This is a genomic window from Desulfovibrio desulfuricans, assembly GCF_024460775.1.
GTDB lineage: Bacteria > Desulfobacterota > Desulfovibrionia > Desulfovibrionales > Desulfovibrionaceae > Desulfovibrio > Desulfovibrio desulfuricans_E.
The window spans coordinates 1-24,250 of the sequence record NZ_JANFYZ010000008.1; the positions used below are offsets into that span (position 1 = coordinate 1).

General features: G+C 57.6%; 25 protein-coding genes. 8 read left to right on the plus strand and 17 right to left on the minus strand.

The window, feature by feature from the left end; translation table 11 throughout:
• Positions 1–136: 136 nt before the first annotated feature.
• From NE637_RS10535 to NE637_RS10555, 5 genes are all read right to left on the minus strand, one after another.
• Positions 137–907, minus strand: a complete 771-nt coding sequence (locus NE637_RS10535; RefSeq protein WP_227118290.1) for a 4Fe-4S binding protein — start codon at positions 905–907, stop codon at positions 137–139.
• Positions 897–1,751 (minus strand): substrate-binding domain-containing protein, encoded by an 855-nt coding sequence (locus tag NE637_RS10540; protein WP_256267731.1) that lies wholly within the window; start codon positions 1,749–1,751, stop codon positions 897–899. Before NE637_RS10540 ends, NE637_RS10535 begins: the two co-directional genes overlap by 11 nt.
• Positions 1,752–1,957: 206 nt before the next feature.
• The gene (locus tag NE637_RS10545; protein WP_227118291.1) at positions 1,958–2,134 is read right to left on the minus strand and encodes a hypothetical protein; all 177 of its coding nucleotides are present in this window, start codon (positions 2,132–2,134) and stop codon (positions 1,958–1,960) included.
• 99 nt (positions 2,135–2,233) lie between these two features.
• Positions 2,234–3,133: a M23 family metallopeptidase gene (locus NE637_RS10550; protein ID WP_022657723.1), complete on the minus strand. Its 900-nt coding sequence runs from the start codon at positions 3,131–3,133 to the stop codon at positions 2,234–2,236.
• A gap of 35 nt (positions 3,134–3,168) precedes the next feature.
• A complete protein-coding gene (locus NE637_RS10555; protein WP_192112267.1) occupies positions 3,169–3,972 on the minus strand; it encodes a tRNA lysidine(34) synthetase in 804 nt (267 codons plus the stop codon).
• Between the two features lie 258 nt (positions 3,973–4,230).
• Here NE637_RS10555 and rpoZ point away from each other — a divergent pair, with 258 nt between their 5' ends.
• The 4 genes from rpoZ to NE637_RS10575 all read left to right on the plus strand — a co-directional run bounded on the left by rpoZ (position 4,231) and on the right by NE637_RS10575 (position 7,741).
• On the plus strand, positions 4,231–4,467 hold the full coding sequence (rpoZ, locus tag NE637_RS10560; protein ID WP_022657721.1) for a DNA-directed RNA polymerase subunit omega: 237 nt from the start codon (positions 4,231–4,233) through the stop codon (positions 4,465–4,467).
• A gap of 106 nt (positions 4,468–4,573) precedes the next feature.
• Positions 4,574–5,680, plus strand: coding sequence for a molecular chaperone DnaJ (gene dnaJ / locus NE637_RS10565; protein WP_192112266.1), 1,107 nt, complete (start codon positions 4,574–4,576; stop codon positions 5,678–5,680).
• Positions 5,681–6,004: 324 nt separating this feature from the next.
• Positions 6,005–7,381: an ammonium transporter gene (locus tag NE637_RS10570; RefSeq protein ID WP_192112265.1), complete on the plus strand. Its 1,377-nt coding sequence runs from the start codon at positions 6,005–6,007 to the stop codon at positions 7,379–7,381.
• 33 nt (positions 7,382–7,414) lie between these two features.
• The gene (locus tag NE637_RS10575) at positions 7,415–7,741 is read left to right on the plus strand and encodes a P-II family nitrogen regulator (protein WP_227118292.1); all 327 of its coding nucleotides are present in this window, start codon (positions 7,415–7,417) and stop codon (positions 7,739–7,741) included.
• Positions 7,742–7,876: 135 nt separating this feature from the next.
• Here the strand turns inward: NE637_RS10575 and NE637_RS10580 are convergent, their stop codons facing one another.
• The 12 genes from NE637_RS10580 to NE637_RS10635 all read right to left on the minus strand — a co-directional run bounded on the left by NE637_RS10580 (position 7,877) and on the right by NE637_RS10635 (position 20,483).
• Positions 7,877–8,209 (minus strand): YnfA family protein, encoded by a 333-nt coding sequence (locus NE637_RS10580; protein WP_342803938.1) that lies wholly within the window; start codon positions 8,207–8,209, stop codon positions 7,877–7,879.
• A gap of 731 nt (positions 8,210–8,940) precedes the next feature.
• A complete protein-coding gene (fliW, locus tag NE637_RS10585) occupies positions 8,941–9,477 on the minus strand; it encodes a flagellar assembly protein FliW (protein ID WP_192112264.1) in 537 nt (178 codons plus the stop codon).
• The gene (csrA, locus tag NE637_RS10590) at positions 9,456–9,692 is read right to left on the minus strand and encodes a carbon storage regulator CsrA (RefSeq protein WP_022657715.1); all 237 of its coding nucleotides are present in this window, start codon (positions 9,690–9,692) and stop codon (positions 9,456–9,458) included. Before csrA ends, fliW begins: the two co-directional genes overlap by 22 nt.
• 95 nt (positions 9,693–9,787) lie before the next feature.
• On the minus strand, positions 9,788–11,317 hold the full coding sequence (gene flgL, locus NE637_RS10595; protein ID WP_192112263.1) for a flagellar hook-associated protein FlgL: 1,530 nt from the start codon (positions 11,315–11,317) through the stop codon (positions 9,788–9,790).
• A gap of 9 nt (positions 11,318–11,326) precedes the next feature.
• A complete protein-coding gene (flgK, locus tag NE637_RS10600) occupies positions 11,327–13,441 on the minus strand; it encodes a flagellar hook-associated protein FlgK (RefSeq protein ID WP_215646645.1) in 2,115 nt (704 codons plus the stop codon).
• Positions 13,442–13,443: 2 nt separating this feature from the next.
• Positions 13,444–13,911: a flagellar protein FlgN gene (locus NE637_RS10605; RefSeq protein WP_192112261.1), complete on the minus strand. Its 468-nt coding sequence runs from the start codon at positions 13,909–13,911 to the stop codon at positions 13,444–13,446.
• 235 nt (positions 13,912–14,146) lie between these two features.
• A complete protein-coding gene (locus NE637_RS10610; RefSeq protein ID WP_227118293.1) occupies positions 14,147–15,724 on the minus strand; it encodes a rod-binding protein in 1,578 nt (525 codons plus the stop codon).
• On the minus strand, positions 15,725–16,837 hold the full coding sequence (locus tag NE637_RS10615) for a flagellar basal body P-ring protein FlgI (protein WP_192112259.1): 1,113 nt from the start codon (positions 16,835–16,837) through the stop codon (positions 15,725–15,727).
• 318 nt (positions 16,838–17,155) lie between these two features.
• Positions 17,156–17,470, minus strand: a complete 315-nt coding sequence (gene flgM, locus NE637_RS10620) for a flagellar biosynthesis anti-sigma factor FlgM (protein WP_022657709.1) — start codon at positions 17,468–17,470, stop codon at positions 17,156–17,158.
• Between the two features lie 32 nt (positions 17,471–17,502).
• Entirely contained in the window at positions 17,503–17,937 is a 435-nt protein-coding gene (locus NE637_RS10625) for a DVU0524 family FlgM-associated protein (protein ID WP_192112258.1), read from the minus strand.
• 168 nt (positions 17,938–18,105) lie between these two features.
• A complete protein-coding gene (locus tag NE637_RS10630) occupies positions 18,106–19,485 on the minus strand; it encodes an MFS transporter (RefSeq protein WP_192112257.1) in 1,380 nt (459 codons plus the stop codon).
• A gap of 125 nt (positions 19,486–19,610) precedes the next feature.
• On the minus strand, positions 19,611–20,483 hold the full coding sequence (locus tag NE637_RS10635; protein WP_192112256.1) for a methylenetetrahydrofolate reductase: 873 nt from the start codon (positions 20,481–20,483) through the stop codon (positions 19,611–19,613).
• A 172-nt stretch (positions 20,484–20,655) separates the two neighbouring features.
• On the opposite strand from NE637_RS10635, the gene NE637_RS10640 reads away from it, so the two are divergent.
• The 4 genes from NE637_RS10640 (at position 20,656) to NE637_RS10655 (ending at position 24,232) form a co-directional block, all read left to right on the plus strand.
• Positions 20,656–22,107: a phosphodiester glycosidase family protein gene (locus tag NE637_RS10640; protein WP_227118294.1), complete on the plus strand. Its 1,452-nt coding sequence runs from the start codon at positions 20,656–20,658 to the stop codon at positions 22,105–22,107.
• Positions 22,108–22,330: 223 nt separating this feature from the next.
• Positions 22,331–22,711: a desulfoferrodoxin gene (locus tag NE637_RS10645; RefSeq protein ID WP_192112255.1), complete on the plus strand. Its 381-nt coding sequence runs from the start codon at positions 22,331–22,333 to the stop codon at positions 22,709–22,711.
• Between the two features lie 79 nt (positions 22,712–22,790).
• A complete protein-coding gene (locus NE637_RS10650) occupies positions 22,791–22,928 on the plus strand; it encodes a rubredoxin (protein WP_022657703.1) in 138 nt (45 codons plus the stop codon).
• A 98-nt stretch (positions 22,929–23,026) separates the two neighbouring features.
• Positions 23,027–24,232, plus strand: coding sequence for an FprA family A-type flavoprotein (locus tag NE637_RS10655; protein ID WP_227118295.1), 1,206 nt, complete (start codon positions 23,027–23,029; stop codon positions 24,230–24,232).
• The last annotated feature ends 18 nt before the right edge of the window (positions 24,233–24,250 follow it).

Genomic DNA, 24,250 nt, shown 5'->3' on the forward strand with positions numbered 1-24,250 from the left:
CGCCGGGATTTTGAGCGCAACGTACTCATGTACGTGAGCATCAAAATCCCGGCGCTGACGCATTCAGGGTACAAAAGTCGGGTTTGCGTAAATGCGCTCGACAGGCTCTACCCAAACCCCAATCAAAAATTTTTCTCTACTTTCGGCCCTTCAGCCCAAACCGGATGCAATCCGTGGGGCAACTCTCCGCGCAATCACCGCAATTGGTGCAATTCTCCTCGCCCGGCCTCGTCCGCATAACGCAAACCCGCCTGCACTTGTCGCAATCATTGCACTGCTCCGTTCTGTAAAAACGGAGCGGCGCAAACTTGCGCGCAACCTCCAGCGCCGCGCCAAAAGGACAAACAAACCGGCACCAGCACATCAGCACCACCAGCCCCAACGCCAGCCCGCCCAAGGTGATAAGCAGACGCAAATCCCACATGGGGAAAGCATGCTTCCACGTAAGCCATGCAGAAGGCCAAAATTCCCCCACACGGATAGGCACGTCCACGCGCGGCTGCCCCAGAACAAACCAGGCTGTCAGCCCCGTAGCCAGCACCAGATAGCGCGCCCAGCGAAAATTCGCCGCGCCCACAGGGTTGGGGCCAAAACGGAAAGGATTGAGCGCAAGCACCCGGTTCACAAGCTGGCCAGGACACAACCAGCCGCAAAAAGCCTTGCCGAACAGGGCCACCACAGCCAGCCACACGCCCCAGAATCCCCAGAACATGCGCGCCGCCTGACCGGGACAGGTGATGACCGGGCAGTTCTGGCAGCTCACAAAGGGCACAACAAAGGGGCAACGGAACACGCCAAACAAGGCCCACTCGCCCAAAAACAGCGTGGAGGCAAACAGTACCGCGCGGTTACACCACTGAAGTGCCCTCAACCGCAGGCTGGGACGGGCGACAATTTCATGCAACATCCTTTACCCCCAGCTTTTCCACAAGTTCCATGCCCTTGGACGAAATGGCAGGGATGAAGCCCGCCGTTTCAAAAAAAGCCTGCCCCAGCGCACTGGTAATCCAGTCCATATAGGCTGAGGCCTTTGCCGGATCAGTAGCGTTTGCCATTATGCCCACGGTAAAGGTCAACGGCCCGGCGGGGAAAAACCGCTCGGGAATTTCCACCAGATCCAGCCGATCAGCAAAACGCGTCATGCGGGTGATGCGCCGCTCCACGATCATGGCATCAGCCTTGCCATCGGCAACGCTTTCCACAGAACGCTGCACGCAACTGCCCTGTTCGGGCACGTTGGCAAGCACCTTGGGGGTTATGTCCGCAGCTTTGAGGATGCCCATAACGGCCTGCCCGCCGGGGGCAGAGGCATCCCGCGCCATGGAAACCCGCACGCCGGGACGGGTCAGATCTTCAATATCATTGATTTTTGCGGGATTGCCCTTGGGGACTGCAATGACGTAGCTGGTAAAACACAAAGGCCTGAAATTGAGCATCTTGCCAGCCTTGCGCAGATTCTGGGCCAGAGCCAGCACACGCCCGGCAAAAACCTCCGTCTGCCCGCCGCCAGTCAGCAGGGATTTGCCCAAGGCCGCGGCAAAGGCTCCTGTGTAGACAACTTTGACGCCCGATTGCTGCTGATAGGCCTCATGCGCAGGCATCATGGCCTCGGCAAGCCCGCCGCACGACCATACCTGCAAGGTGCCGCCTTCCGCCGCATTGGCGGCTTGCGGCGTCAGCATGGCAGTGCCTGCTGCCCCCAGCGCCAACGATTTGAGAAAATCGCGCCGTCCTTTTCCGGTAGTTTCCATATGCCTCTCCACAAAGAATAGTGATCTCGCAAAAGCGCAAAGCGCGCCATCAAACGCTCAAAAATAAAAAACGGTTCCGCATTCTGGATGCGAAACCTGGATTGTGAGGGGGAGCGCCTGAGCTTAATTGATCGGGAGAGGGGGAATCAGCGGAAAGCCCGACCAGCGGCACGTAGCGAGACAACCTGCCCCACAGAACCCGCACGTCAGGTCATGCCCGCGCCCATGACTGCAAACATGCCAGCAGTCAGCAGCCGCAGCCGCGAAAATGCCGCAAAAATATCAGACAGATTACGGCAGAAACCGCCACGCACCGCATGCCCCGGCGTGCTGGCGTGCGCGGCACTAAAAGGCCTGCCAGAAATTTTGTGATGCTTGCGCATGGTGCCGCATTTTCCCCATTGCTTGCGCCCGCCGCCGCAAACCGTTTATGGATGCGCGCCGGGGCATGATGCAAAAACGAACAATCGGAAATGGCCGGGCTACTCCAGAATATAGCGCATGGGGTCAACCGGCACACCGTTAAGGCGCACTTCGTAGTGCAGGTGCGGCCCTGTGGTGCGGCCACTCATGCCCACATAGCCCACAATTTCGCCGCGCTTGACCCACTGGCCTTCCTGCACGGCGCAACGTTGCATGTGCCCGTATTTGGTCACGATACCGCTGCCGTGGTTGATTTCAACACTGAAACCATACGCGCCATCACGCCCAGAGAGGGTCACCATACCCTGAGCTGGAGCCATAATGGGCGTGCCGATGCGGTTGGTGATGTCCAGGCCCTTGTGGAACTGCCCCCGCCCGCCAAAGGGTGCCGAGCGCCATCCAAAACTGGAAGAAACAAAACCCACCACAGGCCAGATGGTCGGCATGGAAGAAAGGGCATCGCGGTTTTCGCGCAGGGCCAGCAGCAAGTCCTGCTGGCGCACTTCTTCAAGTCGCACGGATTCAGAGAGACGGGTAAGGAATTCAAGCATCTTGCGGGCGGCAAGTTCCTGCCGGTGCAAGGGCAGATAGGTACGCGAAAAATCCCCCGGCCTGTCGCCGATGGAACCGGCCTCCGTGGGATCTTTCTCCATGTTCATCATGATGCGCAGCTTGGAGTCGAAGCTCTGCACCCGCTCCAGATCACGCCCCACAACAGAGATGCGCTCAACCAGATTCACAAGCTGGCGGCGCTGTTCTTCAATGGTTTTGTCTGCATTGCGCAGGTCGTCGCCCAAATGCCGGGTTTCAAGCCAACTGCGCAGCAGCCAGACATTGCAGGCCACAAGGGCCAGCACCAGCACGCAGGCAATAAAGCCAAACCAGCCGCGCATACGCAGGTTGCGGCTGCCGCTACGACCTTCAGTGAAGATGACTATGTGATATTTGCCGAACAGCATTGGGCTAACACTCTAGAGCCGGGATACGGCCCGTGTCAATCCGCAACGCCGTCACGCGCTTCTGCGTCCGGCAGGGGCTGCTCATCGCCCAAGGCCGCAGCCGTGCTGTTCTTTTCAAGCTGCCAGCGAGTCAAACCATTAAAAATGCACCGGCGCGAATCCTTGGATACCCTATACAGGTGTTCCAGCGTTTCCCCCATTGAACTGCGGGCGGTATTACCCGCCGAGGGGCAGGCATTGGCCCAGATGGGCAGTTCCCACTGTTTGGCAGCCTTGAGGATAAACTTTTTCTCCACAAGCAGCAGCGGGCGTATCAATTGCAGCCCGCCGCCAAAAAAGGACTCATTCATGCTCATGCCGTCCACGCGGCCATTGCGGCTCAGATTCATGAAGAACGTCTGCACCAGATCGTCCGCATTGTGTCCAAGGGCGAGGTGGGTCACGCCATACTGGGCGCACAGCTCAAACAGGCGCTTGCGGCGCAGCCAGGAGCAGCGGAAACAGGCCGACCTGCGAAGATTTTTTTCTGAATGCGCGTCTGGGCCGTAAGTTGTCATTTCAATATGGCCGGGTATGCCCCGCTTGGCCAGCCAGGGCAAAAGGGCCGCATGGCTCTGCTCGTCAAAACCAGGGTTGAGGTGAATCGCCATGATTTCAAAGTGAAAAGGTACGATTCCCTGGCGAATTTTAAGGCTTTGCAGCAGTACAAAGCTGTCCACGCCGCCAGAAACGGCAACAGCAACCCTGCAGCCAGGCCACAACATGCCTGTTTTCTGCATGGCCTTGCCCGCACTTTTAACACAGGTTTCCTGTGCGAATGATCTTTTTTCTCTGCTCATAATTTTCCTGTACACCCGTTGACGGCAAACCCGTAAAATTTCGGGATGCCTGTTGTTCCGCGCTGGCTGCCGCTTCAGCAGGCCTATTGACAGCACAGCGGACGACATATATCAATTCTTATTTCAGCAGGAGAATCCTGCGCCAAGGCGTATGCACACGCCCGGCCTTTACAAATGGTCGGGCGGTATTATTTATCAACCGGGTTGCCCGTGGCGGCCCGGAATGCGGCGTTTAAGCCGCGTACTTACGGAGGCAGCATGGCCCGTATTACCGTGGAAGATTGTCAGCAGCGCGTGGACAACCGTTTTCTGCTGGTGCAGATGGCTATCAAGCGTGTGCATCAGTACCGCGAAGGCTATGAACCGCTGGTAGAATCTCGCAACAAAGAGGCCGTGACCGCCCTGCGCGAAATTGCCGCCGGAAAGGTTCTGCCTGATGACGACAGTCTTTACAACCCCCTGCCCGGCCATAACGCGGCCGCCGCAGAGGAGTAGCCTTTTGGGGACAAATTGTCCGCGCGGCGGCTTCCCCAGGGGAGCCGCCGCGTTTATGTACAACCTTTAGCACAGGCGCACAAGCCGCACAGTGACCGGAACTACGATGGAGCTCGATTACTACGAAGTGCTGGGCGTAAGCCGCAGCGCCGAAGATGACGAAATTAAACGGGCCTACCGTAAGCTGGCCTTGAAGTATCACCCCGACCATAACCCCGACAATGCCGAGGCCGAACAGAAGTTCAAGGAAGCCGCCGAAGCGTATGACGTGCTGCGCGACCCTGAAAAACGCGCTCGCTATGATCGTTTTGGGCGCGCTGGCGTCCAGGGCGGCACGGGTGGTTTTGGCAGCAACGATGATATTTTTGCGCATTTCAGCGATATCTTCGGCGATCTTTTTGGCTTTTCTACCGCTACGCGCGGCCCCAGGCCCATGGCCGGGGCTGATCTGCGCTACAACCTGACCATCACCTTTGCTCAGGCCGCCAAGGGCGACGAGATCAGCATCTCCCTGCCCAAGCACGTTACCTGCTCCGAATGCAACGGCAGCGGCGCGGCCCCCGGCAGCAAGGCGGAAACATGCCGCCAGTGCGGCGGCAGCGGTCAGGTGCGCCGCTCGCAAGGATTTTTCCAGATATCCATGCCCTGCCCCTCCTGTCAGGGCACGGGGCGCGTTATCACCAAGCCCTGTCCCAAGTGCAAGGGCGAGGGCATCACCACAGATACCCGCGAACTTGTGGTGCGCGTGCCTGCCGGCGTGGACAGCGGCACCCGCCTGCGCGTGCGCGGCGAGGGTGAACCCGGCGTCCACGGCGGCCCGGCTGGCGATCTCTATGTTGTGCTCACCGTTGAGCAGGACAAGCGCTGGCAGCGTCAGGGACAAGACCTTATTTACTCCCTCGAGATCAGCTTTGTGCAGGCAGCCCTGGGGCACCGGGCGGAAGTTCCCGGCCTTGACGGCAATCTGCCGCTGGAAATCCCCAAGGGTATTCAGAGCGGCACCCTGCTGCGCGTTTCTGGAGAGGGCATGCCCTACCCCGGGCGTCGTTCGCGCGGCGATCTGCTGGTAGAGGTGAAAGTGCTCACGCCTACCCGCCTTTCTGCCAAGCAGGAAGAACTGCTGCGCGAATTTGAGGCCGCGGCGGAAAAAAGCCCGCTGGAAAAGGTCAAAAAGGCCGCAAAAAAAATCAGCAAGGCCATGGGCATCGACTAAACATTCCACGCAGTAGCATGAGCGTAGAAAAGCCGGGTTTACACCCGGCTTTTTGCGTTTTCAGCCATGAAGGCACCAATGAGGCTTCCAGTTGCTTTTTTTACTGGCGGGAGCCTTTCAGGCATCTATGAGTACCAATCAAACACACAAACATTGATACATATTTAACCTGAAAACTTCCGCACGATACGTTTTTGTATCAATAAAGTTTCAATAAAAAAACAACTAGCTGAAATTAAACATATTTTTATTAAAATCCCCTGGCACGCTCCCTGCAACCTCCTTATGCAAACAAGCCATACCTATTTCTTCGGGAGGATTGCTATGAAGGGTTCGCGCGACATTGGGCGGCTATTGGCGCTTTGCAGCATGGCCGGACTGTGCTTCATGCTGCCGGAATCGGCGCATGCAGCAGAGGAAGCAGCGGTCGAGTACATGCCTCAGGCGTATGGAAATACGCTGTGGACACTGCTGGGGGGCATTCTGGTCATGTTCATGCAGGCTGGCTTTGCGCTGGTCGAATGCGGACTCACCAGAGCCAAGAATGCTGGCAACATCATTATGAAGAATGTGCTGGACTTTGCCATGGGGGCGCCGCTGTTTTTTGCGGTGGGTTTTGGGCTCATGTTTGGCAGCTCCAGCGGCGGCCTGATCGGCAGTTCTCTGTTTTTTCTTGGCAGTGGCGATGCATCAACCCCTGACGGCATGTGGAATCTGACATTCTGGTTCTTTCAGGCCATGTTTTGCGCCACTTCTGCCACAATTGTATCCGGTTCCATTGCGGAACGCACAAAATTCAGCTCATATCTGTTGTGCAGCGCCCTTGTCTCGGCGGTTATCTATCCCATCAGCGGGCACTGGGCCTGGAATTCCCTGTTGAGCGGCAATGCCGGGGGCTGGCTGGGCAATATGGGTTTTATTGATTTTGCAGGATCTTCTGTTGTTCACTCTGTGGGCGGCTGGATCGCCCTTGCCGGAGCCATCGTGGTTGGCCCGCGCCTTGGTAAGTACGACAAAAATGGAGTGGCCCGCGCCATACCCGGCCACAACCTGCCGATGGCAGCTACGGGCGTGTTCATTTTGTGGTTCGCTTGGTTTGGTTTCAACTGCGGCTCCACCACTATTGCTGACGGCACCATTGGCTATATCGCGGTAAATACCTGCCTTGCGGCCTGCACCGGCACACTGGGCGCCATGTTCACCATCTGGGCCAAAACAGGCAAGCCTGATCCTTCCATGACGCTTAACGGCTGCCTTGGCGGACTTGTGGCCATCACCGCCGGTTGTTTTGAAGTGTCCCCCGTTGGCTCGCTAGTCATCGGCTTTCTGGCTGGTATCCTTGTAGTCTGCTCTGTGCTGTTTATCGACCAAAAGCTCAAGGTTGACGATCCTGTCGGCGCTGTGTCCGTGCACGGTGTGTGCGGTGCGTTCGGCACGCTCATGGTTGGCTTGTTTGCCGCGCCCGGCTACGGCACAACAACGGGTCTGCTTTATGGCGGCGACGTGAGCGTGCTCCTGGTGCAGGCCCTTGGCGTCGCGGTATTCTTCGCCTGGGCTTTTGGCATGGGATTCATCATGTTCAAGCTCATTTCGGTTGTCTTCGGCATGCGCGTCAGCCCCGAAGAAGAGATGAAAGGTCTTGATATCACAGAGCATAAGGCCGACGCCTATAGCGGCTTCCAGATTTTTTCCAACGAATAGCTCTAGCAAGCCCGCAAGCGGAGGATACCTATTATGAAGCTGATTATCGCATATACCCGCCCTGAAAGCCTCCAGCAGGTAAAACAGGAGCTGTATCAACGTAATATCTACGCCATGTCCATCACCAACATTCTTGGTGCAGGGCGGCAGAAAGGTTATGTAGAGATGTACCGAGGCATTGCTACCGAGGTAAATTTGCTCAAAAAAATTCGACTGGAGCTTGCTGTTCCTGATGAAACAGTAAAAACGGCAATTGAAGCCATTATGACAGGAGCCCGCACTGGCAAAGAAGGTGATGGCGTGGTTTTTGTTCTTGATGTTGCTGAAAATTACCGCATCAGGACAGGAGGAAGCATGTAGGCGTGCATGCGGACACATGGAGGCATCTCCCTGGTTGGAAGGTGCCTCCATGCTTCCAAAACAACACTGCCGCCGCCAATGCAAAAGCCGGGTTTTACACCTGGCTTTTGCATTGGCGGCGGATAGCCCGATCCTTTATGCGACAGTTCCCCATCCTGAGACAATAATACCCATACCCACCAGAGCCACAGCACCGCCCCAAATATCTGTGCTGGCCAGCGGTACACCATCTACAAGGCGCAGCCACAAGAGGGCTGTAACCACGTATACGCAGCCATAGGCGGCGTATACTCTGCCACTGGCTGCGGGGTGCAGGGTCAGCAACCATGCAAACACCGCAAGGCTCAGGCAGGCGGGTACCAGCAGCCAGACAGAACCGCCTTTGCGCAACCACAACCAGGGAAGGTAGCACCCCGTTATCTCCGCCAGAGCCGTTGCCACAAAAAGCGCGAACGTCTTGATCATCATGTACTATTCCTGTGGTGGTCGCGCGGTGGAATGCACCGCAATGCGATTTTGAGTACTTCGCTTAATGCCAATATTCCGGTAATCACTGTAAATCTGGGAAGTATCTTCTGCGAAGCAAAATAGCAAATACCCGCACCAATGTTTGCACAACAACACAACGGGCAGTGCTGCCCCACACGCTCACGCAAGGCTGGGCTTTTGGGGAGAAAGGGATAACTTTGGCTTTTGCGGAAAAAACATTTTGGCCCGGCGGCATCTGTGGTATGCCGCCGGGCCAACATTGTCCTGTTTACCGCTCCGCCAGGCGAGGAGAGAGCGGCACGGACGCAGAGGCAGGCAAAACAGTTCCGTTAAGGGGTACGGATTCGCAGAAGGGGTCTGCGGATTTTGCCGAGGGTTGCCATCTGTAATTTTTACGGCCAGTTATGAGGCAGATCAATTAACGCTTTCAAAACAGACTAGTTCTTTGCTTGACTGTTTGTGCGCTCAATCTAGCACCATGTTAAACCGCATGCAAGTTATTTATTTCACCACCACTGCTTTTTTCCACTAACAATTTCATCGCGATAGCGCAACACCAAACTCTTTAAATACACAATGTTACAAAATTATTTCGCATGGCAGAAGGCAAAGTCTGTGAACAAAGGCCAGCGCGCGCCAACCGAGTTCCACACGAAAAAACCCGGCTGTTTCACAACAGCCGGGTCAACGTGGCATAAAAAAGCAGCGCGTTATTCCGTGGGGGTGGCCTTGGCGCAGCAACATTCCTGCGGGTTGGCACCATCAGCAGGCGTAGTTCCTGCATCCTGTGTTTCTTCCACAGGTTTGAGCGAGTGCAGGTTCACCTGCTGCAATCCTTCGCCGCACTGCGGCACCTGCAAACCCACGCGGGCCTCATAGTTGATGACAATGGGGCCGGTGAGATTAAGCGCGGCCTGCTCGGGCGCGCCCGCAGGAATGGAAACCGTCACCAGCACGGCTGCCTGCTCAAGGCTCTCGATATGGAGCAACTGCCTTTCGGCATCTCCCACCTGGGGTGCGTAGGATTTGTCAAAAAAGCTGTATGGATCGGCCACCAGCAGGCCCACTACCGGGGTATTCACGCTTTGCAAAATAAGCAAGGGCGCTTCAGGTCGGATCTGAAGCAGGATAAAATCCCGTTCGTTTTCAAACCCGGCCAGCCCACGGGGAAAGTGCACAACCTTATCCGTATCGATACAACGGCGTCCAAGACGGGTGTCGATTTCTATTTCTTTGTTTCGTGCCATAGTTCAGCAGCCACCATGAGGTCGTTATTACTGGTTTCAAGGGCGCGCCGGTTTTCCTCAACAACCCGCTTGTACACTTCTTCGCGGTATATCGTGGTGTCATCGGGTACTTCCAGGCCCAGTTTGACCTGTTTACCCTGCATGCCCAGGATAGTTATGCGTATATTCTCGCCCAGATATAGGCTTTCTCCTGGGCGTCGCGTCAATATGAGCATAGGTGCTTCCGTTAATTATATCGTTGCATGAACCGCTCCCGGGCAGCGCTTATTTCTGCCCGGCATCAGGCGGCAAAATCCGCCGCTACTCGGCATCAGAGATAACTGGCCAGGCTCATCTGCATTATCTTTGAAGAAGACTGAAGCACTGTCTGATACGTCAACTGTTGCCGGGTCAGCTTTGTCAGCAACTCGGTCAGGTCTACGTCTTCAGTATAGCTCAATCGTTCCTGCTGGTCTAGCTTTTGAAAGCTGAGCACATCGCTGGCAGTTGACACCCGGTTTTCAAGCCCGCCAATGCGGGCTGTCTGGGTGAGCACATTCTGCTGCACAGTGGCAATTTTTGCGAGCGTCTGCTGGCAGCCTTCCTGATTGTTATTTTCGCAATAACTGATGAATTCGCCCACCATATCAAACAGGTTTGTCGAACCCGGCAGGGCTGGCTTGCCTTCGTAGTATCCGCCAAAGATATCCTTGCCCACGTTGTTTACCGAAATATACGAACCCTTCATTATTTCAAGATTCAGATCGGCGCGGTCAGGGTGCACAAGAATCTGCGTGCCAGCGTTTACTGTGTTGCCAGCTACCGTTGTGGCATCCATATCCACATATCCGCTTGGCACGAGCAGGCGAAGCTTGTTTGAACCATCCGTGGTGGCAGTTGCCGCTACCCAGGTTGATCCGCTGTCCGTGCTGTACGAATAGTTGACCGTGCTGCCCGTCAGGGAAAGGTTGGCGTTGTTGTCCATACGCAACAGCACGTTGCCGCCAAAAGATCCGGCGGCGGATGTCGTCAGATTGGCGGGGCCGCCCATAACAGTCATTGTCGGCGGCGGATCATTGTCGTCACCCTGATAGACGGCCGTAGGACGGATGTACACCAGCGTACCGTTCTTTGATCCAGCCCCAGCGCTTATATCAGCTGCAGTAACTGCCATATCGTTCTTCATGGTGACGGTTACACCGTTGGCAGTCAGTGTTCTGCCAGCCGTGGTGCCCGTGCTCCAGGTGGTGCCGCCATCGTTGGACCAGCGAAAAGTCTGCGGCCCTCCATCAAGCGTCCCGGTGCTGGTAAACTGAATCATCATGGATTTGCTGGACGCGCCCTGAATCGTGTAGTCCCCGGCCTGAATGGCCGTATCCCAGTTGGTGTCGGCACTGGTCAGGGCCAACCCCTCCTCAAAGGCGTTGCGGTCATAGCGCTGACCGGCAAAAATGCTGTTGCCCTCATACTGGGTGTTGGAGAGGTTGAGCATCTCGCCAAAAATCTGCCGGGCCTGATCCGCAATCTGTTTGCGGTTCTCTGCCGAATAGGTACCAGTCGAGGCTTGTTCAGCCAGAGCCTTGAGGCTTGTCAGAGAGTTGCTCAGCTGTGTGCCAAGCACGTTGTCGGCCAGCGACAACCAGCCCTTGGCCGTATCCACATTGCTCTGATACTGGGTAGTGGCGCTGATGTCGTTGCGGGTCACCAGCACGCGGTATGTGCCAGCAGGATCATCCGATGGCCTGTTGATCTTTTTTTGCGAAGAGCCTTGCTCGTTGCTTTCCATGTAGGCAGCCAGACTTTTCTGCATCTGGCTCGTCATTTTGTCATACATGGTGTTTTGCGTAACGCGTATAGCCATGTCAGGCTCCTATTGCTTAAGCCCAAGGAGGGTTTGCAGCATCTGGTCGGCGGTGGTTATCAATTTTGCCGCTGCCGTGTAGGAGTGCTGGTATTTGATCAGGTTGGCCATTTCTTCATCAAGGTTAACGCCAGAAGCAGAGCTTACCTGCTCGGAAAGGTCGCTGGTGAGTGCCTTGTGGTATTCCGAATTTGTTTTGGCAAAGCGGGTATCCGCACCCACTGTCGTAACCAGGCTAGCGTAGTACTGACCGATGGTCTGGTTGCTGGTGGTCTTCCACGCGGTTGAAATGGTCACGTTGGTGCTGGCCAGTTTGCCAATAGCTGTGGCCGTGGCGTTGTCGCCCTTATTTATCTGCTGCTGGCCGTTGACCTGCCCGGCGGCAATGTAGTTCTCATTGTCGTGCAACTGTCTGCTTGTGGCTATGTCGCTGGCAGTGGTGCCGGTAAAAAACGTATTCACGCCAAGGGCGGCCATCATGCCCGTGCTGTCAGTGCCCAGCGCAAACTGCAGGTTACTGCCCGCTGCAGTGTTGAGTACAAGCTTGCCGTCCTGGATGGTGGCTGTAAGCTCGCCGGGGAACGAAGAATTAATGGCGGAAACAACATCATCCAGCGAGTGCTTGCTGGGATCAAAGTTCGGCGTTCCGGGGGTAATGGCGCTGAAGTCAAGCTGACCCGACGAAACATAGTCGCCCGAAGTTTTGTTGTAAAAATAAAAATTGACGTTGCCGGCCTGGAGCCTGCTGGACTCCGGCAGCACGGCCTGGGCTGAGCCCAGAGGCACCGTTGTGTTGGAAACGCCCTGTTGCCCCTGTGCAAAATCGAACAGAGAGGTACCAGCACCCTGGCTGTGGATGCGGTTCACTTCCCAGATAAGCGACTTGGCGGTGGCATCCAGTTCATCCATATACCGGCCGCAGTTGTCGTCTCGAATATTGAAATAGGTGGTCAGCTTGCCGCCAGACACGCGACCGGCGGTGTCCGTTCCGTCAAAGCCCACCTGAGGCGTCACGTTTTGCGGGCCGCGCGTGGGTTCAATCCAGTAAAGCCCGGTCTTGGGTATTATGTCGAACTTGTCGCCAACGGTAAAATTACTGGTAGAATCGAAGGATATCTTCAGATTCTTCACCTGCACGGGATCGGTGGATGTGCCTGTGGAGCTTATTTCGTAGTGCTGTTCATTGCCGTTCTCGTCACGCAGCCAGGTTTTGCCGCCGTCCAGAGAAACGCGGAACGTGGGGTTGCCAGCAGTGCCCGCAGGGCCAGCATTTCCCCCGGAAACGATATCTATCGTATATTCGTGGCTGTCGGAGCCGTCATACTGGATACTGCCAGTATAAGGCGAGCCTACAGAAAGCCGATTTTCCGCGCGCGGTTCACGAATCTCTAAATCATTGGTGTTGACACCCTGCACCAGAGGCTGACCGGTGGTGAGCGCCACCGTAAAATTGCCGCCCCCAGAGTCCATGGTCTTCACATCGACATAGGTTGCCATTTCACGCACCAGCTGGTCGCGCTGGTCAAGCAGATCATTGGGATTGCTTACCCCATCAATGGTCGTGGCATTGATCTGCTTGTTAAGAGAAGCAATGCTCTTGGCAAGCTCATTGACGCGGCTGACGCTCTGATTGATGGAAACATCCATCTGGCTTTGCAGCGCCTTGACCGATGTGGCTGTATTGCCCAACATGTCGCAAAGGTTGTCGGCATATGAAAGCAGATCTTCGCGCGAGGCGGTGTCGCCAGGGCGCTGCGCAAGCTTCTGCCATGCCGTAAAAAATGCGTTCATGGAAGAGCTTATGCCCGCCCGATTGGATTCGTTGAAAAGGCTTTCCAACGTCCCCATGATGTTTTCCTGCTCTTCCCAGCGGGCAGAATTGGTGGACTGGCGCACATAGGAGCTTTCAAGAAAAGAGTTGAAATATCGCAATACCTGCTGCGCATTAACCCCCAGACCTTCACCGCCAGGTTTGGCGACAAGGGTGCCCGCGTCGCGCTGATCCACATAGCGCCGGGTGTAGCCTTCGGTATCGGCATTGGCGATATTGCTGCCAGTGACCGATATCCAGGCTTGGGCGGCGTTGAGGGCAGTTTTGCCCACATTCATAAGACCGCTGAGCATGACTACAGCCTCCCGGAGATCAACGCGGCCTGCGTCTGCCGCTGGGCACTCATGCCCCCACGGCGACCATAGGTTTCCGCCTTTGGCGGCATGGCCTGACTTGTGAGCGCCTGAAGTGCGCGGCTGCTCTGATCAAGCAGAGCCAGGGAAAGGTTGGTGTTGCGCGAGGCCTGGCGAGCAACAGACTGCTCCGTCGTATCTATCCGCTGCAGGATTTCCCGCAGGGCCGCGCCCATGTCGTCTGGCAGCGCCGTGGCGTATTCCATGGCCCGCATGCCGCCCAGACCTCTGATGACAGAAGTTTTTTCCACGGCCAGCTGACGGATCAGCTCCTGTATGGAGAACTCAAGAGACACCACGGCATCAGTATCGCGATCAAGAAGGCAGGTATATTCTTCCTCAAGAAGGTCGCGCAGCAGGCAAAGAGCCTTGTCCTGACGCGAAAGCGATTCGTAAATGGCGTTGTGCATGTGAACCTCCCGAGGGCCATTGATTTCAGCCGTAGTCAGGATATTGCCCGACAGAAAAAGGCAGAAACTGCCGCCCCGGCACAATTAAAGCAAAATCCGTGCCTGAAAATACTTCCGGCGCAGGCATACAGAGCGGTTAAACGAGAGATTGATCATGAGAAGCTGCCAAGCGCCGTAGAAGCGTACGGCATCGTCAGTTCAGCCCCCGCCGGAGCAATCCCACAATAAATATTAGTTAGGGTTTGCCGTACACGTCCGTAGCTGTCAGCGGCGGAATACCCGAGGCTGCCGCCCCCTTGGCTGCTCCGCCCTGACCGCCCTGGCGCACGAATATCTGCCCGCCCGTCAGCGGCACGGGACTGGTCACGCCTTGAGCAGATGCGGGCGAAGCCACTGGGGCAACACCGGGGCTTACAGGCTGATTGGGAGCCTGAACGCCGGGGCTTGCGGGCTGGCTTGCTGCCAGAACTGCGGGCTGACCCGCCGGGCCCATGGGCAGGGTGCTTACCTGGGCTGCGGGCTGTGCGCCCTGGGCAGGAGCCTGTTGCTGCATGCCTGCGCCCTGCGCCTGCTGGGCATGGTAGGCGGCAATACCGGCGCCTGCATTGCTGTTGGGGCCTGCGCCGTCAACATTGAGCGTACGGATCAATCCCTGCTTGCCCCCGCGCCCTGACGGCGGGATATTGGTAGTATAGCGAACTTTTTGCGGCTGCGGAGGCAGCACCTGACCAGCTTGAGCGTTTGAGCCGGGCTGCATATTCTGCCCCTGCATGGCCTGCCCCTGCATAGCCTGCTGATGCATGGCCGCCTGCATGGCTGACTGCATGCCTCCAGCGGAATTCAGGGACTGGGCATCCAGCACATTCCCCGTAAGCGGCGGAATACTCATGCCAGACATATCCATCTGCACACCGCCCTGACCCCAATTCTGCCCGTCCGCCTGGCTGCCCACGGGGCCGCCAGCCTGCGCGGCGCGGCTCTGCGGCTGGGCAAGGCCCAACATCTGCTGCATGGGCGGGCGCACCGCATTGGGCCCCAGCTTGCTGCCCGCTTCAAACTGCGCCTTGCGGGCAAGGTTGAGGCCGGAATTCATGTTGCCGACAACATTGGTGGTATGCACCACCCTGTGCCGCTCCGGCTGGGCCGAGGCCTGCATGGCCTGCTGGGCGAGACGCGCAGCTTCTTCTGGGTCCTGCCCTTCGGCCACGGCCTGTGCTCCGGTCAGCGTACGGGCCGCGGCGGAACCATTTTCCGCATGTCCGGCGTCCTGCATGGGGGCAACACCGCCGTACACGGATGCAGCAGCGCCTGATGTTCTGGACTTGTCCTTTGCAGCGTCCCTGCCGCTATCGTTGTGCGGGCTATCCGCATCCGGCGCAGGTGGAAGCATGGGAGCCGCCGCAGGCGTAAAAGGCCGCTGAATGGCGGAAGCATCCGTTGCCGTGGCGCGGCTTGCAGATGTCAGACTGCGCGAAAGCTGGGCGTACATCATGTCGGCCAGACCAATGCCGCCAGCCGATGTCATTTTTTTGGCCAGTTCCTGATCGTACATGCCCTGCCAGAACTGTTCTTCCTTGCCGTGCAGCAAGGTGGACTTGGGCAGGGTTTTGCGCATCTCTTCCCACATTTTCTGGATAAAGATGGACTCGAAGCCCTCGCAGGATTCGCGCAGCTTCTTTTCCTTTTGCGCAGGGTCAATATTTTTCCCGCCCAGGTTGCCAATGCCCGTCAGGCGCGACTGAACTTCCTTGCGGGCAACTTCGCCCGCTCCGGCTTCAGGAGGAATGAGAGCGGTTGACATGGGCGTGGTCATTTAAATTACCTCCAGATCCGCGTGCAAGGAGCCCGAGGCCTGCATTGTCCGTAAAATGGATATGAGGTCGCGGGGGGTTGCGCCAATGGCGTTGAGGCCGTCCACCAGTTCCTGAAGGGTCGCGCCTTCCACCATCATAAGATGGCGGTTTTCTTCGCGCACGTTGGTTTCCGTCTGCGGCGTCACCACTGTCTGGCCTTGCGAGAAGGGGCCGGGCTGCGAAACCTGTTCGCTTTCCTGCACAGTGATTTGCAGGTTGCCGTGGGCTACGGCAGCGCGAGAGATGCGCACATCGCGCCCAAGCACAACGGTGCCTGTCTTTTCGTCCACCACCACCTTGGCGGAGGTGTCGGGGCTGACATCCAGATTTTCCACCGAGGCCATGAGCGGCACAAGGTTGTTGCGGTACTGGGGCGGCACGTCCATGGTCACGCTGGTGGCGTCCACAGCGCGGGCATAGCGCCCACCCATGGCCCCATTGAGGCGTTCTGCAATCTGCTGCGCTGTAGAGAAATCGCCCACGCGCAGATTGAGCGTGAGTTTGTCCTGCTGGTTGAACTCAAAGGGAATGCCCCGCTCCACAATGCCGCCGCCGGGGATGATGCCCACGGTGGCGATATTCTTTGTGGTGCTGGCAGCTTTGCCCGAGGCCGAAAAACCGCCCACGGTCAACGCGCCCTGAGCCAGGGTGTATATCTTGCCGTCCACGCCCTTGAGGGCCGTTTGCAGCAGCACCCCGCCCATGAGGGAGGTTGCGTCGCCCACGGAAGACACCGTCACGTCCAGCCTGGTGCCGGGCTTGGCCGACACCGGCATGCGCGCCGTTACCATGACCGAGGCCACGTTTTTGATTTTAAGTGCGGAGGCGTCCACGCCCACGCCCATCCTGTCCATCATGTTTTTCATGGAACTGAGCGTAAAGACGGAGTCCTTCTTGTCGCCGGTCCCGGCCAGGCCAACCACCAGCCCGTAACCAATGAGCTGGTTGTCGCGCACGCCCGAAAACGTGGCTATGTCCTTGATGCGCACGGCATGCGCTGGCAAGGCCCAGCACACAAGCAGGGCGGCGGTGGTTATCCAGAAGGCCGGATGGCGCAGTATTGTCAATTTCATGGCGCAGACTCCTTGCCGGAATACCGGCACACAGGGAATTGCAGAAACCATGCCGAACATGCTGACGCACTGCTGACCGCACCGGGCGGCCTGACCCTGAGCGCCTGCCCACACCTTTCCCGCCCCATACCCTGCCGCGAAACAGTTTCCCGCCTGCCCCATTCGCCCAATAAAAAAGAGCGGTCAGGGGTTCTGCTCCCTTACCGCTCTTTTCGAGTATTTATTGGGTGATTACTTGCGACTGCTGCCCAAGCAGGTCAACATTGAAAATGGTTGTCTGCTCTGCGCGGATTCAAAAAAACCGCGTCATGGGCATGCCTACCTGAACAGACCCGGCTCCTCACGCACAAGATTGGCGGCAATAAGCTTGCTGTCAGGCTTGTAGGTGCCGTTGGAGACCTGAGTACGCAATGCTTCCACCTTTTCGGCGCGCACATCGGGCGTATTCTGGGCTGTACGCCGGGCTTCCGTCAGCAACTGGGCTTCCTGCGATACGCTGACAGTATCCCCCTGCGAACCTTCAGAAGGCGTGCCGCTGGCTCTGCCCTTCAGTCTGGCCTCGCCGCTCTTTTCAAGGTTGGCCGTGTTGCTGTAGGGATCGAGAAACGTATTGATCTTTCCCTGAATTTCCATAGTTCTCTCCGCTTGCTTAACCTGCTGCCGACCTAAATGGCAGGCGGTTCGTCAAGCATGCTTTCGTCAACTTTTTTTCGTGTGACGCGCCACAGGGCGTTACGGGTCGCACGCAGTTTTTCATCCGATAAAGGTTCCAGGCCTTCCGGCCCCTGCCCCACTATACGCAGTCTGCCGCCTGGCGGATAGGTAAACTGCACTTCCTGCCCCACTTCACGTCCAAGTTCCTGGCGGATTTCTTCCACCACGGGGTTGTCGCTTCCGGTATAGAGCAGGGTTTCGTAGAGTTCGCGGGCGACCTTCTCAACCATCATGCGACGGCTGGCAGAAGGATCAGGGTCGCTGGGGTCATCGCCTTCGGCAACTCTGCGCCGCATTCTGAGCCTTGCAAGACGCCGGGCTGCCAGCAGCTGCTGTTCATACCCCTGTAGCATCATGCGCAGTTGCGCGGAGGTTGCGTCGGCCATGGCGTTATCCGTCCTTCAACCCTTTTCGGCAGAAGCGATAAAAACTTTAGACTTGCCATGAGGCATTTTTCTCTGCGGCCTGCCGCTTTTTTTGCCAAAAGGCGCGGCATGGCAGCCCGCGAGGGCACAGGCGGTCAGCGGATGTTCCCCGGGAGATATAAAAGGCGGTCAACGGCGGTTGCGGGCCAGTGCGCAGCCCACAGCCAACAGGTTGAGCACGCCAAAGATTATCAGGTCAACGCGCATGGCTCCCATGAAGGCATCAATATTATGCGTTCCGGCTGGCTCGCTGCCAAGAAAAAGCCCAAGGGTCAGCGTTATGAGCGTCATATTGAAGAGTTGGCCGCCAGTGCGCACAGCGCCCGTGAGCCCTGCGGCCTGCCCCACACGATCGCGCCCCGCGCTCTCAAGAATAATGGTGGTATTGGGCAGCGCAAACAGACTGATGCCAACGCCGAGCAGGCATTGGGCCAGAACCAGCACGTACATGGGCGAATCCACCCGCAAAAGCCCGCACACAACAAGGCCCAGCCCGCACAGGGCAATGCCCGCCGCGCTGACCTTGCCCGGTTCAAACCTGCCGCACAACCGCGCGGCAACAGGGGTGGTCATGACCTGCATTACAGACTGGAGCGCAAGAAAAAGCCCGGCCTGCTGCACGGTCATACCGCGTCCGAACTGGAGATACAGGCTGAAAAAAAACACGATGCCAAAAAATGAACTGTAGTTGATGAAGGCCGCCAATGAAGACAGGGCAAATACCCTGTTGCGGGCAAGCAACCGCAGATCAAGCAAGGGATAGTCGCTCCTGAGTTCCTTGATGCAGAAAGCAGCCATCAGCCCCACAAAGGCCACCAGCAGGCCGCCAGCCAGGGCCGGAGCATCGGCCAGCTCGGACGAGCCAAATGTCAGGGCCGTCATGGCTCCCGCATAAATGCAGCACCCCTTCCAGTCAAAGGGCTTGCCCTTGGCCATGCGCCATTCAAGCTTGACGCGGTATTTCATCAGCAGCAGCACGCCCACGGACGCCAGAGCGCTGCCCCAGAACAGCCATTGCCAGCCAAGCCACCCGGCCACAAAGCCCGCAACAGGCGGCCCGCAGGCAATGCCCGCGTATACTGACGATCCGCTGTAACCAAGATAGGAGGCGCGCCGCCCCTCAGGAGCAGCCGAGGCCAGCAAGGCCAGACCGCAGGCGTTGAACATGGCCCCGCCCACCCCCTGCACAAAACGCAGCAGCAGAAACAGCGGCACAGAATTGACAAAACCCAGCAAGGCGCCGGCAAGGGCAAACAGGGCGATACCCCACAAAAATATGCGGCGGTAACCCCAGATGTCGCCCATGCTGCCGCTGGCCAGCTGAAACACAGCCAGTCCCATGGAATAAAAGGCCCCCATGAGGCCCAGCTCGCGCGCGCTGGCATGGAGGCTTTGCCCCAGCGGCGGCAGCACGGCGTTCACTCCGGCCATCATGAACGGCATAAAAAACAGGGAGGTACACACGGCCACAAGCAGCCAGCCGTGTCCTTTTTCAATGGATGAACTCATGGCGGCAGAGTAGCCTCGAGCATGCGGGGTGGTCAATACGCCCCGCATGCCGGTCAATTGCGCGGCTCAGAACCAGCGCGAACGCCCTGAACCTTTGAAAACGCACATCCTCAAAGGCAACAGGTCTAAAGCGTACCTACGGCTTCGGCCAGCCGCAGGCACATATCAGCCTTGTTCAATGTATACAGGTGAATGCCCGGCGCACCGGCATCAAGCAGGCTGCGTATCTGCCGCACCGCGTAGTCAAGGCCCACCTGCCGCACGGCTTCCGCCCCACCATCGTTATTGGCTTTCTCAAGGGCAAGGTAGAGCTTGCCCGGAATATTGGCCCCGCACAGCGAGAGCACCCGCCGCAGCGAGTCAAAACTCTGAATGGGCAGAATACCGGGGATGACCGGCGTAGTAATGCCCTGCCCGCGCAAATGGCTCACCAGGTCTTCATACTCGCGGGCGTCAAAAAACAGCTGGGTCAGGGCAAAATCCGCCCCGGCGCGCATTTTTTCAGCCGTGCAGCGCCTGTCGTCCGCAAAGGTGGGCGATTCGGGATGCGGGGCGGGATAGGCAGCTACGCCTATGCCCAGGTCAGGCTGCTGCTCGCGGGCAAAGGCCACCAGATCAGAGGCGTGGCGAAAGTGGGCTTTGTTCCAGTCCCACGGCTTGTCGGCGGGCGGGTCGCCGCGCAGGGCCAGTACATTGTTGACACCAGAAGCCTGCAAATCGTGCAAAAATGCGGCGATGGACTGAGGCTCCGCACCTACGCATGTGAGATGCGCCATGGCAGTAATGCCCCGCCGCGCCAACTCCGCCGTGACGGCAAGGGTATTCTGCTGCCGCGCGCCGCCCGCACCGTAGGTTACTGACGCAAACAGGGGGTTGAGCGCGCGCAGGCGATCCACCGTGGCATAAAAATCAGGCAACTGGGCCGTGTCAGAAGGAGGAAAAAACTCCAAAGAGTAAAAAGGGGCCGAAAGTTCCCTGATCATTTTGCCGATATGCATGGAAAGACTCCTTGGCGCGATATGCCCGCAGCCTGATAAATTACTGCGGCGTGATTGTTTATGTTTATATCAAGATAAATTGATATGTCAATAAAAATGTGCCATCGCACCTTGCCAAATGGCAAAAGCGGTCGTAATGCAGGTTACGGACAATAAAAATAGACGGCAAGACATGAATACCCGGCAGTTTTTCTTTATAGCAACGGACGCAATCCGGCCCGCTTGGCGGGTAATCCGCAGTCTGCCGACAACATGGCTGGCGGCCCTGATTGTCTGTTGCACCGTAGCCATGCCCCGGCCCGGCCTTGCCGCGCCAGACCAGCAGGGCAATCAGCCCCCCGGCGCTGTATTGCCCGACGAGGGCCACGCGCCTGCGTTGCCTGCCGCTGCCCCCCACGCCATGCAGCCCGCTGACGCCGCAGCCGCCAAAGGCGGCGTGGACGCTCAGGGCCGAGCCGACTGGCGGGAACTTGAACCGGGCCTCCTGTTTGGCGAATTTCAGCTCAACGAAGGCGATGCCCGCCTCACCGTCCTGCGTATTGACCCTGCATCATTTGACTTTACGCTCTGCTCCCGCTCTCAGGATGGCGGCCCCTCCCGCCAACTGAACCAGTGGGGCGAACAGTACAACCTTGTTGCGGCCATCAATGCCAGCATGTACCTGCCCGACGCTTCCACGAGCACAGGCTACATGCGCCAGGGTTCGCATGTGAACAACGGGCGCGTGGTGCAGCGGTTTGGCGCTTTTTTTGTGGCCGGGCCGGATGAACCGACCCTGCCCAAGGCAGCCATTCTTGACCGCGATAACCCCCTGTGGCGGCAACAGATGGATCATTATGATCTTGTGATTCAAAACTACCGCATGATCAATGCCGACAGGCGCATCCTCTGGTCGCCCGGCGGCCCGCACTACTCCATTTCGGCAGTGGCGCAGGACGGAGACGGGCAGATCCTCTTCATGCACTGCCGCCAGCCCGTGGAAGCCTATTCCTTTGCGCAGCAGGTCTTGCACCTGCCCCTCAACGTGCGCACCGTCATGTACGTGGAAGGCGGGGGCCAGGCTGGCCTGCTGGTTCGTTCCGCAGCGCTTACCCGCGAACTTGTGGGCCTGAGCCCCAGCGGCCTGCTGGTGACTGGCGACCTGCGGGCAGTGCTGCCTAATGTGCTTGGCGCGCGCCGCAAAAACGGTGAAGGAAATTCCGATGGCAACCCTGGCGGCGCTCCCGGCGGCGCGGACGCAAGGCCCGCAGCCCCTGTGGAAACACAGGCGCCACCCGTTTCTGCACCTGCACCCGCGGCAAATGCGGATCAAACCCAGCCCGTAACCGACACGCCTGCGCAACCGACACAGACCAATCCCTCCGGACAAGCCCCTTCGGACACTGCGCCCGACATGGTTGTGCCCACCAAGACAGAAGCCACCCCTGACGCTGAGGCTGCTCCGGCAAACGCAACTCCGCCTGCGCAAGCCCCGGGCACCGCAACAAGCGCGCCTGACGCACCCAAGGTTTCCCCGGCAGAATCGGCTCCTGCTGCCTCGCCGCTCACAGAACCGGGAACGTCCCTTGCCCATCCGGCATCCGGCCCGGAAAGCTCCAGTTTGCCCAAGGGTCCAAACAAGTAATTTACGGGCTAGTCTCTGCTTCTGAAAATTGGCTTTTCATGCGCTTCTCGTGGACTCACACCTCTCGCCTCTTTGTTGATAATAATTATCAATGCTAAAAAAAAGACTTTACATCGGGAGCCACTTCTTTCACAATATTTCTTGGTAAGGGGCTGAACGCGCTGATTGCGGCATGCTCAGCCGCCTCCCCCCAAGCTAACCTGTCAAAACAAGTGAGGGACTCATGCCCACGCAACTCGAAGTGTATAAGTGTACCCACTGCGGCAATATCGTTGAAGTTCTCCACGGCGGCGGCGCAGACATCGTCTGCTGTGGCGACCCCATGAAGCTGATGGTCGAAGGCGCAACCGACGGCGCGCTTGAAAAGCACGTGCCTGTTATCGAAAAGGTTGAAGGCGGCTACATGGTCAAGGTCGGCAGCGTTGCCCACCCCATGGAAGAAAAGCACTACATTGAATGGATCGAGCTGCTGGCCGACGGCAGGAGCTACACCAAGTTCCTGAAGCCTGGCGATGCGCCCGAAGCCTTCTTTGCCATTGACGCTGCCAAGGTTACCGCCCGCGAATACTGCAATCTGCACGGTCACTGGAAGGCCGAAAACTAGGTTTTCTGATGCAGGAACCGCACGGTTCCCATTTGTTACACCGGCATCAAGCCACAATTATATATTCAGGAGACATGCCATGCAAAAGTATGTTTGCGGCGTTTGCGGCTACGAATACGACCCCGCTGAAAACGACAACGTGCCTTTTGAAGATCTGCCCGATGACTGGACCTGCCCCGTTTGCGGCGTGGGTAAAGACCAGTTCACCCCTGCCTAATTTTTTTCTTTCCCCGTTCTTTCCCCCGCTTTGCCTTGCCCTAAGGCAGGGCGGGGATTTTTATAGAAGGGGATTCCCCAACACTGCGGAGACACATCATGCAGCCAGTAGAAATAAAAAAAGATATTTTCTGGGTCGGCTTTGTCGACTACGATCACAGGGATTTTCACGGTTATTCCCGTTCACCTGACGGTTCGACCTACAACGCCTACCTGATCAAGGACGAAAAAAACGTCCTGCTTGATACCGTCGCCTCGGGCTGCGAGGGCACCCTGCTGTGCCGCATGGCCCAGGTGCTTGAGCCGGAAAAGATCGACTACATCATCTGCAACCACATGGAACTGGATCACGCTGGCGCGCTGGAAGCCATTATTGAGCGTTGCAAGCCGGAAAAGATCTTTGTGTCGCAGACCGGCCTCAAGTCGATGGCTGGCTATTTTGACTGCAAAGACTGGCCCGTGCAGGCTGTGAAGAGCGGCGACAGCATCAACATCGGCAAACGCACCATCGTGTTTCAGGAAACCCGCATGCTGCATTGGCCCGACAGCATGGTTTCTTACATTCCCGAAGACAAGCTGCTGGTCAGCAACGACATCTTTGGTCAGAACATCGCCAGCTCCGCACGCTTTGTTGACGAATTCGGTGATGACGGCGAATACACTCGCCGCGTCAAGGAATACTACTTCAACATTGTGTTGCCCTACTCCCCCATGGTTCTCAAGACCCTGCCCGTGGTTGAAAAGCTCGATATCGACATGATCGCCCCTGACCACGGCCTCATTCAGAGGGGTGAAAAGGCCGTGCGCGGCATCATCGACTTGTACCGCGCCATGGCCGAGCAGAAGCCCCAGCAGCGCGCGCTCATTTTTTACGACACCATGTGGGAATCTACGGAAACAATGGCCTACGCCATTTGCAGCGGCCTGGAAGAAAACAACGTTCCCACGCGCATCATGAGCGTGAAGCAGAACCACCACAGCGCCGTCATGACCGAACTGGCAGACTGCGGCGCGGTCATTGCCGGTTCGCCCACCCACAACAATACCGTGCTGCCCCTCATGGCCGCCCAGCTTACCTATATGAAAGGTCTGCGCCCCCTGAACCGCATTGGCGGCGCGTTTGGCTCCTACGGCTGGTCGGGAGAAGGTCCCAAGTTCCTGCACGAGCAGCTTGCCTCCATGAATATGGAAATGCCTGCTGAACCCGTAAAGTGCAACTGGCGGCCCGATCACGAGGCCCTCAAGGCCTGCCACCAGATGGGCGTCACCATTGCTGAGGCTCTCAAAAAGAAATGCCAGGGCTAAGCCCGGACTGCCCCTGAC

Excerpts from the sequence above, each read along its gene's own strand:
- NE637_RS10570 (WP_192112265.1), top strand. The coding sequence starts at position 6,005 with ATGAAGGGTTCGCGCGACATTGGGCGGCTATTGGCGCTTTGCAGCATG.
- NE637_RS10555 (WP_192112267.1), bottom strand. The coding sequence starts at position 3,972 with ATGAGCAGAGAAAAAAGATCATTCGCACAGGAAACCTGTGTTAAAAGT.
- NE637_RS10575 (WP_227118292.1), top strand. The coding sequence starts at position 7,415 with ATGAAGCTGATTATCGCATATACCCGCCCTGAAAGCCTCCAGCAGGTA.
- flgL (WP_192112263.1), bottom strand. The coding sequence starts at position 11,317 with ATGGCTATACGCGTTACGCAAAACACCATGTATGACAAAATGACGAGC.
- NE637_RS10655 (WP_227118295.1), top strand. The coding sequence starts at position 23,027 with ATGCAGCCAGTAGAAATAAAAAAAGATATTTTCTGGGTCGGCTTTGTC.
- NE637_RS10535 (WP_227118290.1), bottom strand. The coding sequence starts at position 907 with ATGTTGCATGAAATTGTCGCCCGTCCCAGCCTGCGGTTGAGGGCACTT.
- NE637_RS10645 (WP_192112255.1), top strand. The coding sequence starts at position 22,331 with ATGCCCACGCAACTCGAAGTGTATAAGTGTACCCACTGCGGCAATATC.
- NE637_RS10640 (WP_227118294.1), top strand. The coding sequence starts at position 20,656 with ATGAATACCCGGCAGTTTTTCTTTATAGCAACGGACGCAATCCGGCCC.
- flgK (WP_215646645.1), bottom strand. The coding sequence starts at position 13,441 with ATGCTCAGCGGTCTTATGAATGTGGGCAAAACTGCCCTCAACGCCGCC.
- NE637_RS10550 (WP_022657723.1), bottom strand. The coding sequence starts at position 3,133 with ATGCTGTTCGGCAAATATCACATAGTCATCTTCACTGAAGGTCGTAGC.
- NE637_RS10635 (WP_192112256.1), bottom strand. The coding sequence starts at position 20,483 with ATGCATATCGGCAAAATGATCAGGGAACTTTCGGCCCCTTTTTACTCT.
- rpoZ (WP_022657721.1), top strand. The coding sequence starts at position 4,231 with ATGGCCCGTATTACCGTGGAAGATTGTCAGCAGCGCGTGGACAACCGT.
- NE637_RS10625 (WP_192112258.1), bottom strand. The coding sequence starts at position 17,937 with ATGGCCGACGCAACCTCCGCGCAACTGCGCATGATGCTACAGGGGTAT.
- NE637_RS10630 (WP_192112257.1), bottom strand. The coding sequence starts at position 19,485 with ATGAGTTCATCCATTGAAAAAGGACACGGCTGGCTGCTTGTGGCCGTG.
- flgM (WP_022657709.1), bottom strand. The coding sequence starts at position 17,470 with ATGGAAATTCAGGGAAAGATCAATACGTTTCTCGATCCCTACAGCAAC.
- csrA (WP_022657715.1), bottom strand. The coding sequence starts at position 9,692 with ATGCTCATATTGACGCGACGCCCAGGAGAAAGCCTATATCTGGGCGAG.
- NE637_RS10615 (WP_192112259.1), bottom strand. The coding sequence starts at position 16,837 with ATGAAATTGACAATACTGCGCCATCCGGCCTTCTGGATAACCACCGCC.
- NE637_RS10540 (WP_256267731.1), bottom strand. The coding sequence starts at position 1,751 with ATGGAAACTACCGGAAAAGGACGGCGCGATTTTCTCAAATCGTTGGCG.
- NE637_RS10580 (WP_342803938.1), bottom strand. The coding sequence starts at position 8,209 with ATGATGATCAAGACGTTCGCGCTTTTTGTGGCAACGGCTCTGGCGGAG.
- fliW (WP_192112264.1), bottom strand. The coding sequence starts at position 9,477 with ATGGCACGAAACAAAGAAATAGAAATCGACACCCGTCTTGGACGCCGT.
- NE637_RS10545 (WP_227118291.1), bottom strand. The coding sequence starts at position 2,134 with ATGCGCAAGCATCACAAAATTTCTGGCAGGCCTTTTAGTGCCGCGCAC.
- dnaJ (WP_192112266.1), top strand. The coding sequence starts at position 4,574 with ATGGAGCTCGATTACTACGAAGTGCTGGGCGTAAGCCGCAGCGCCGAA.
- NE637_RS10605 (WP_192112261.1), bottom strand. The coding sequence starts at position 13,911 with ATGCACAACGCCATTTACGAATCGCTTTCGCGTCAGGACAAGGCTCTT.
- NE637_RS10650 (WP_022657703.1), top strand. The coding sequence starts at position 22,791 with ATGCAAAAGTATGTTTGCGGCGTTTGCGGCTACGAATACGACCCCGCT.
- NE637_RS10610 (WP_227118293.1), bottom strand. The coding sequence starts at position 15,724 with ATGACCACGCCCATGTCAACCGCTCTCATTCCTCCTGAAGCCGGAGCG.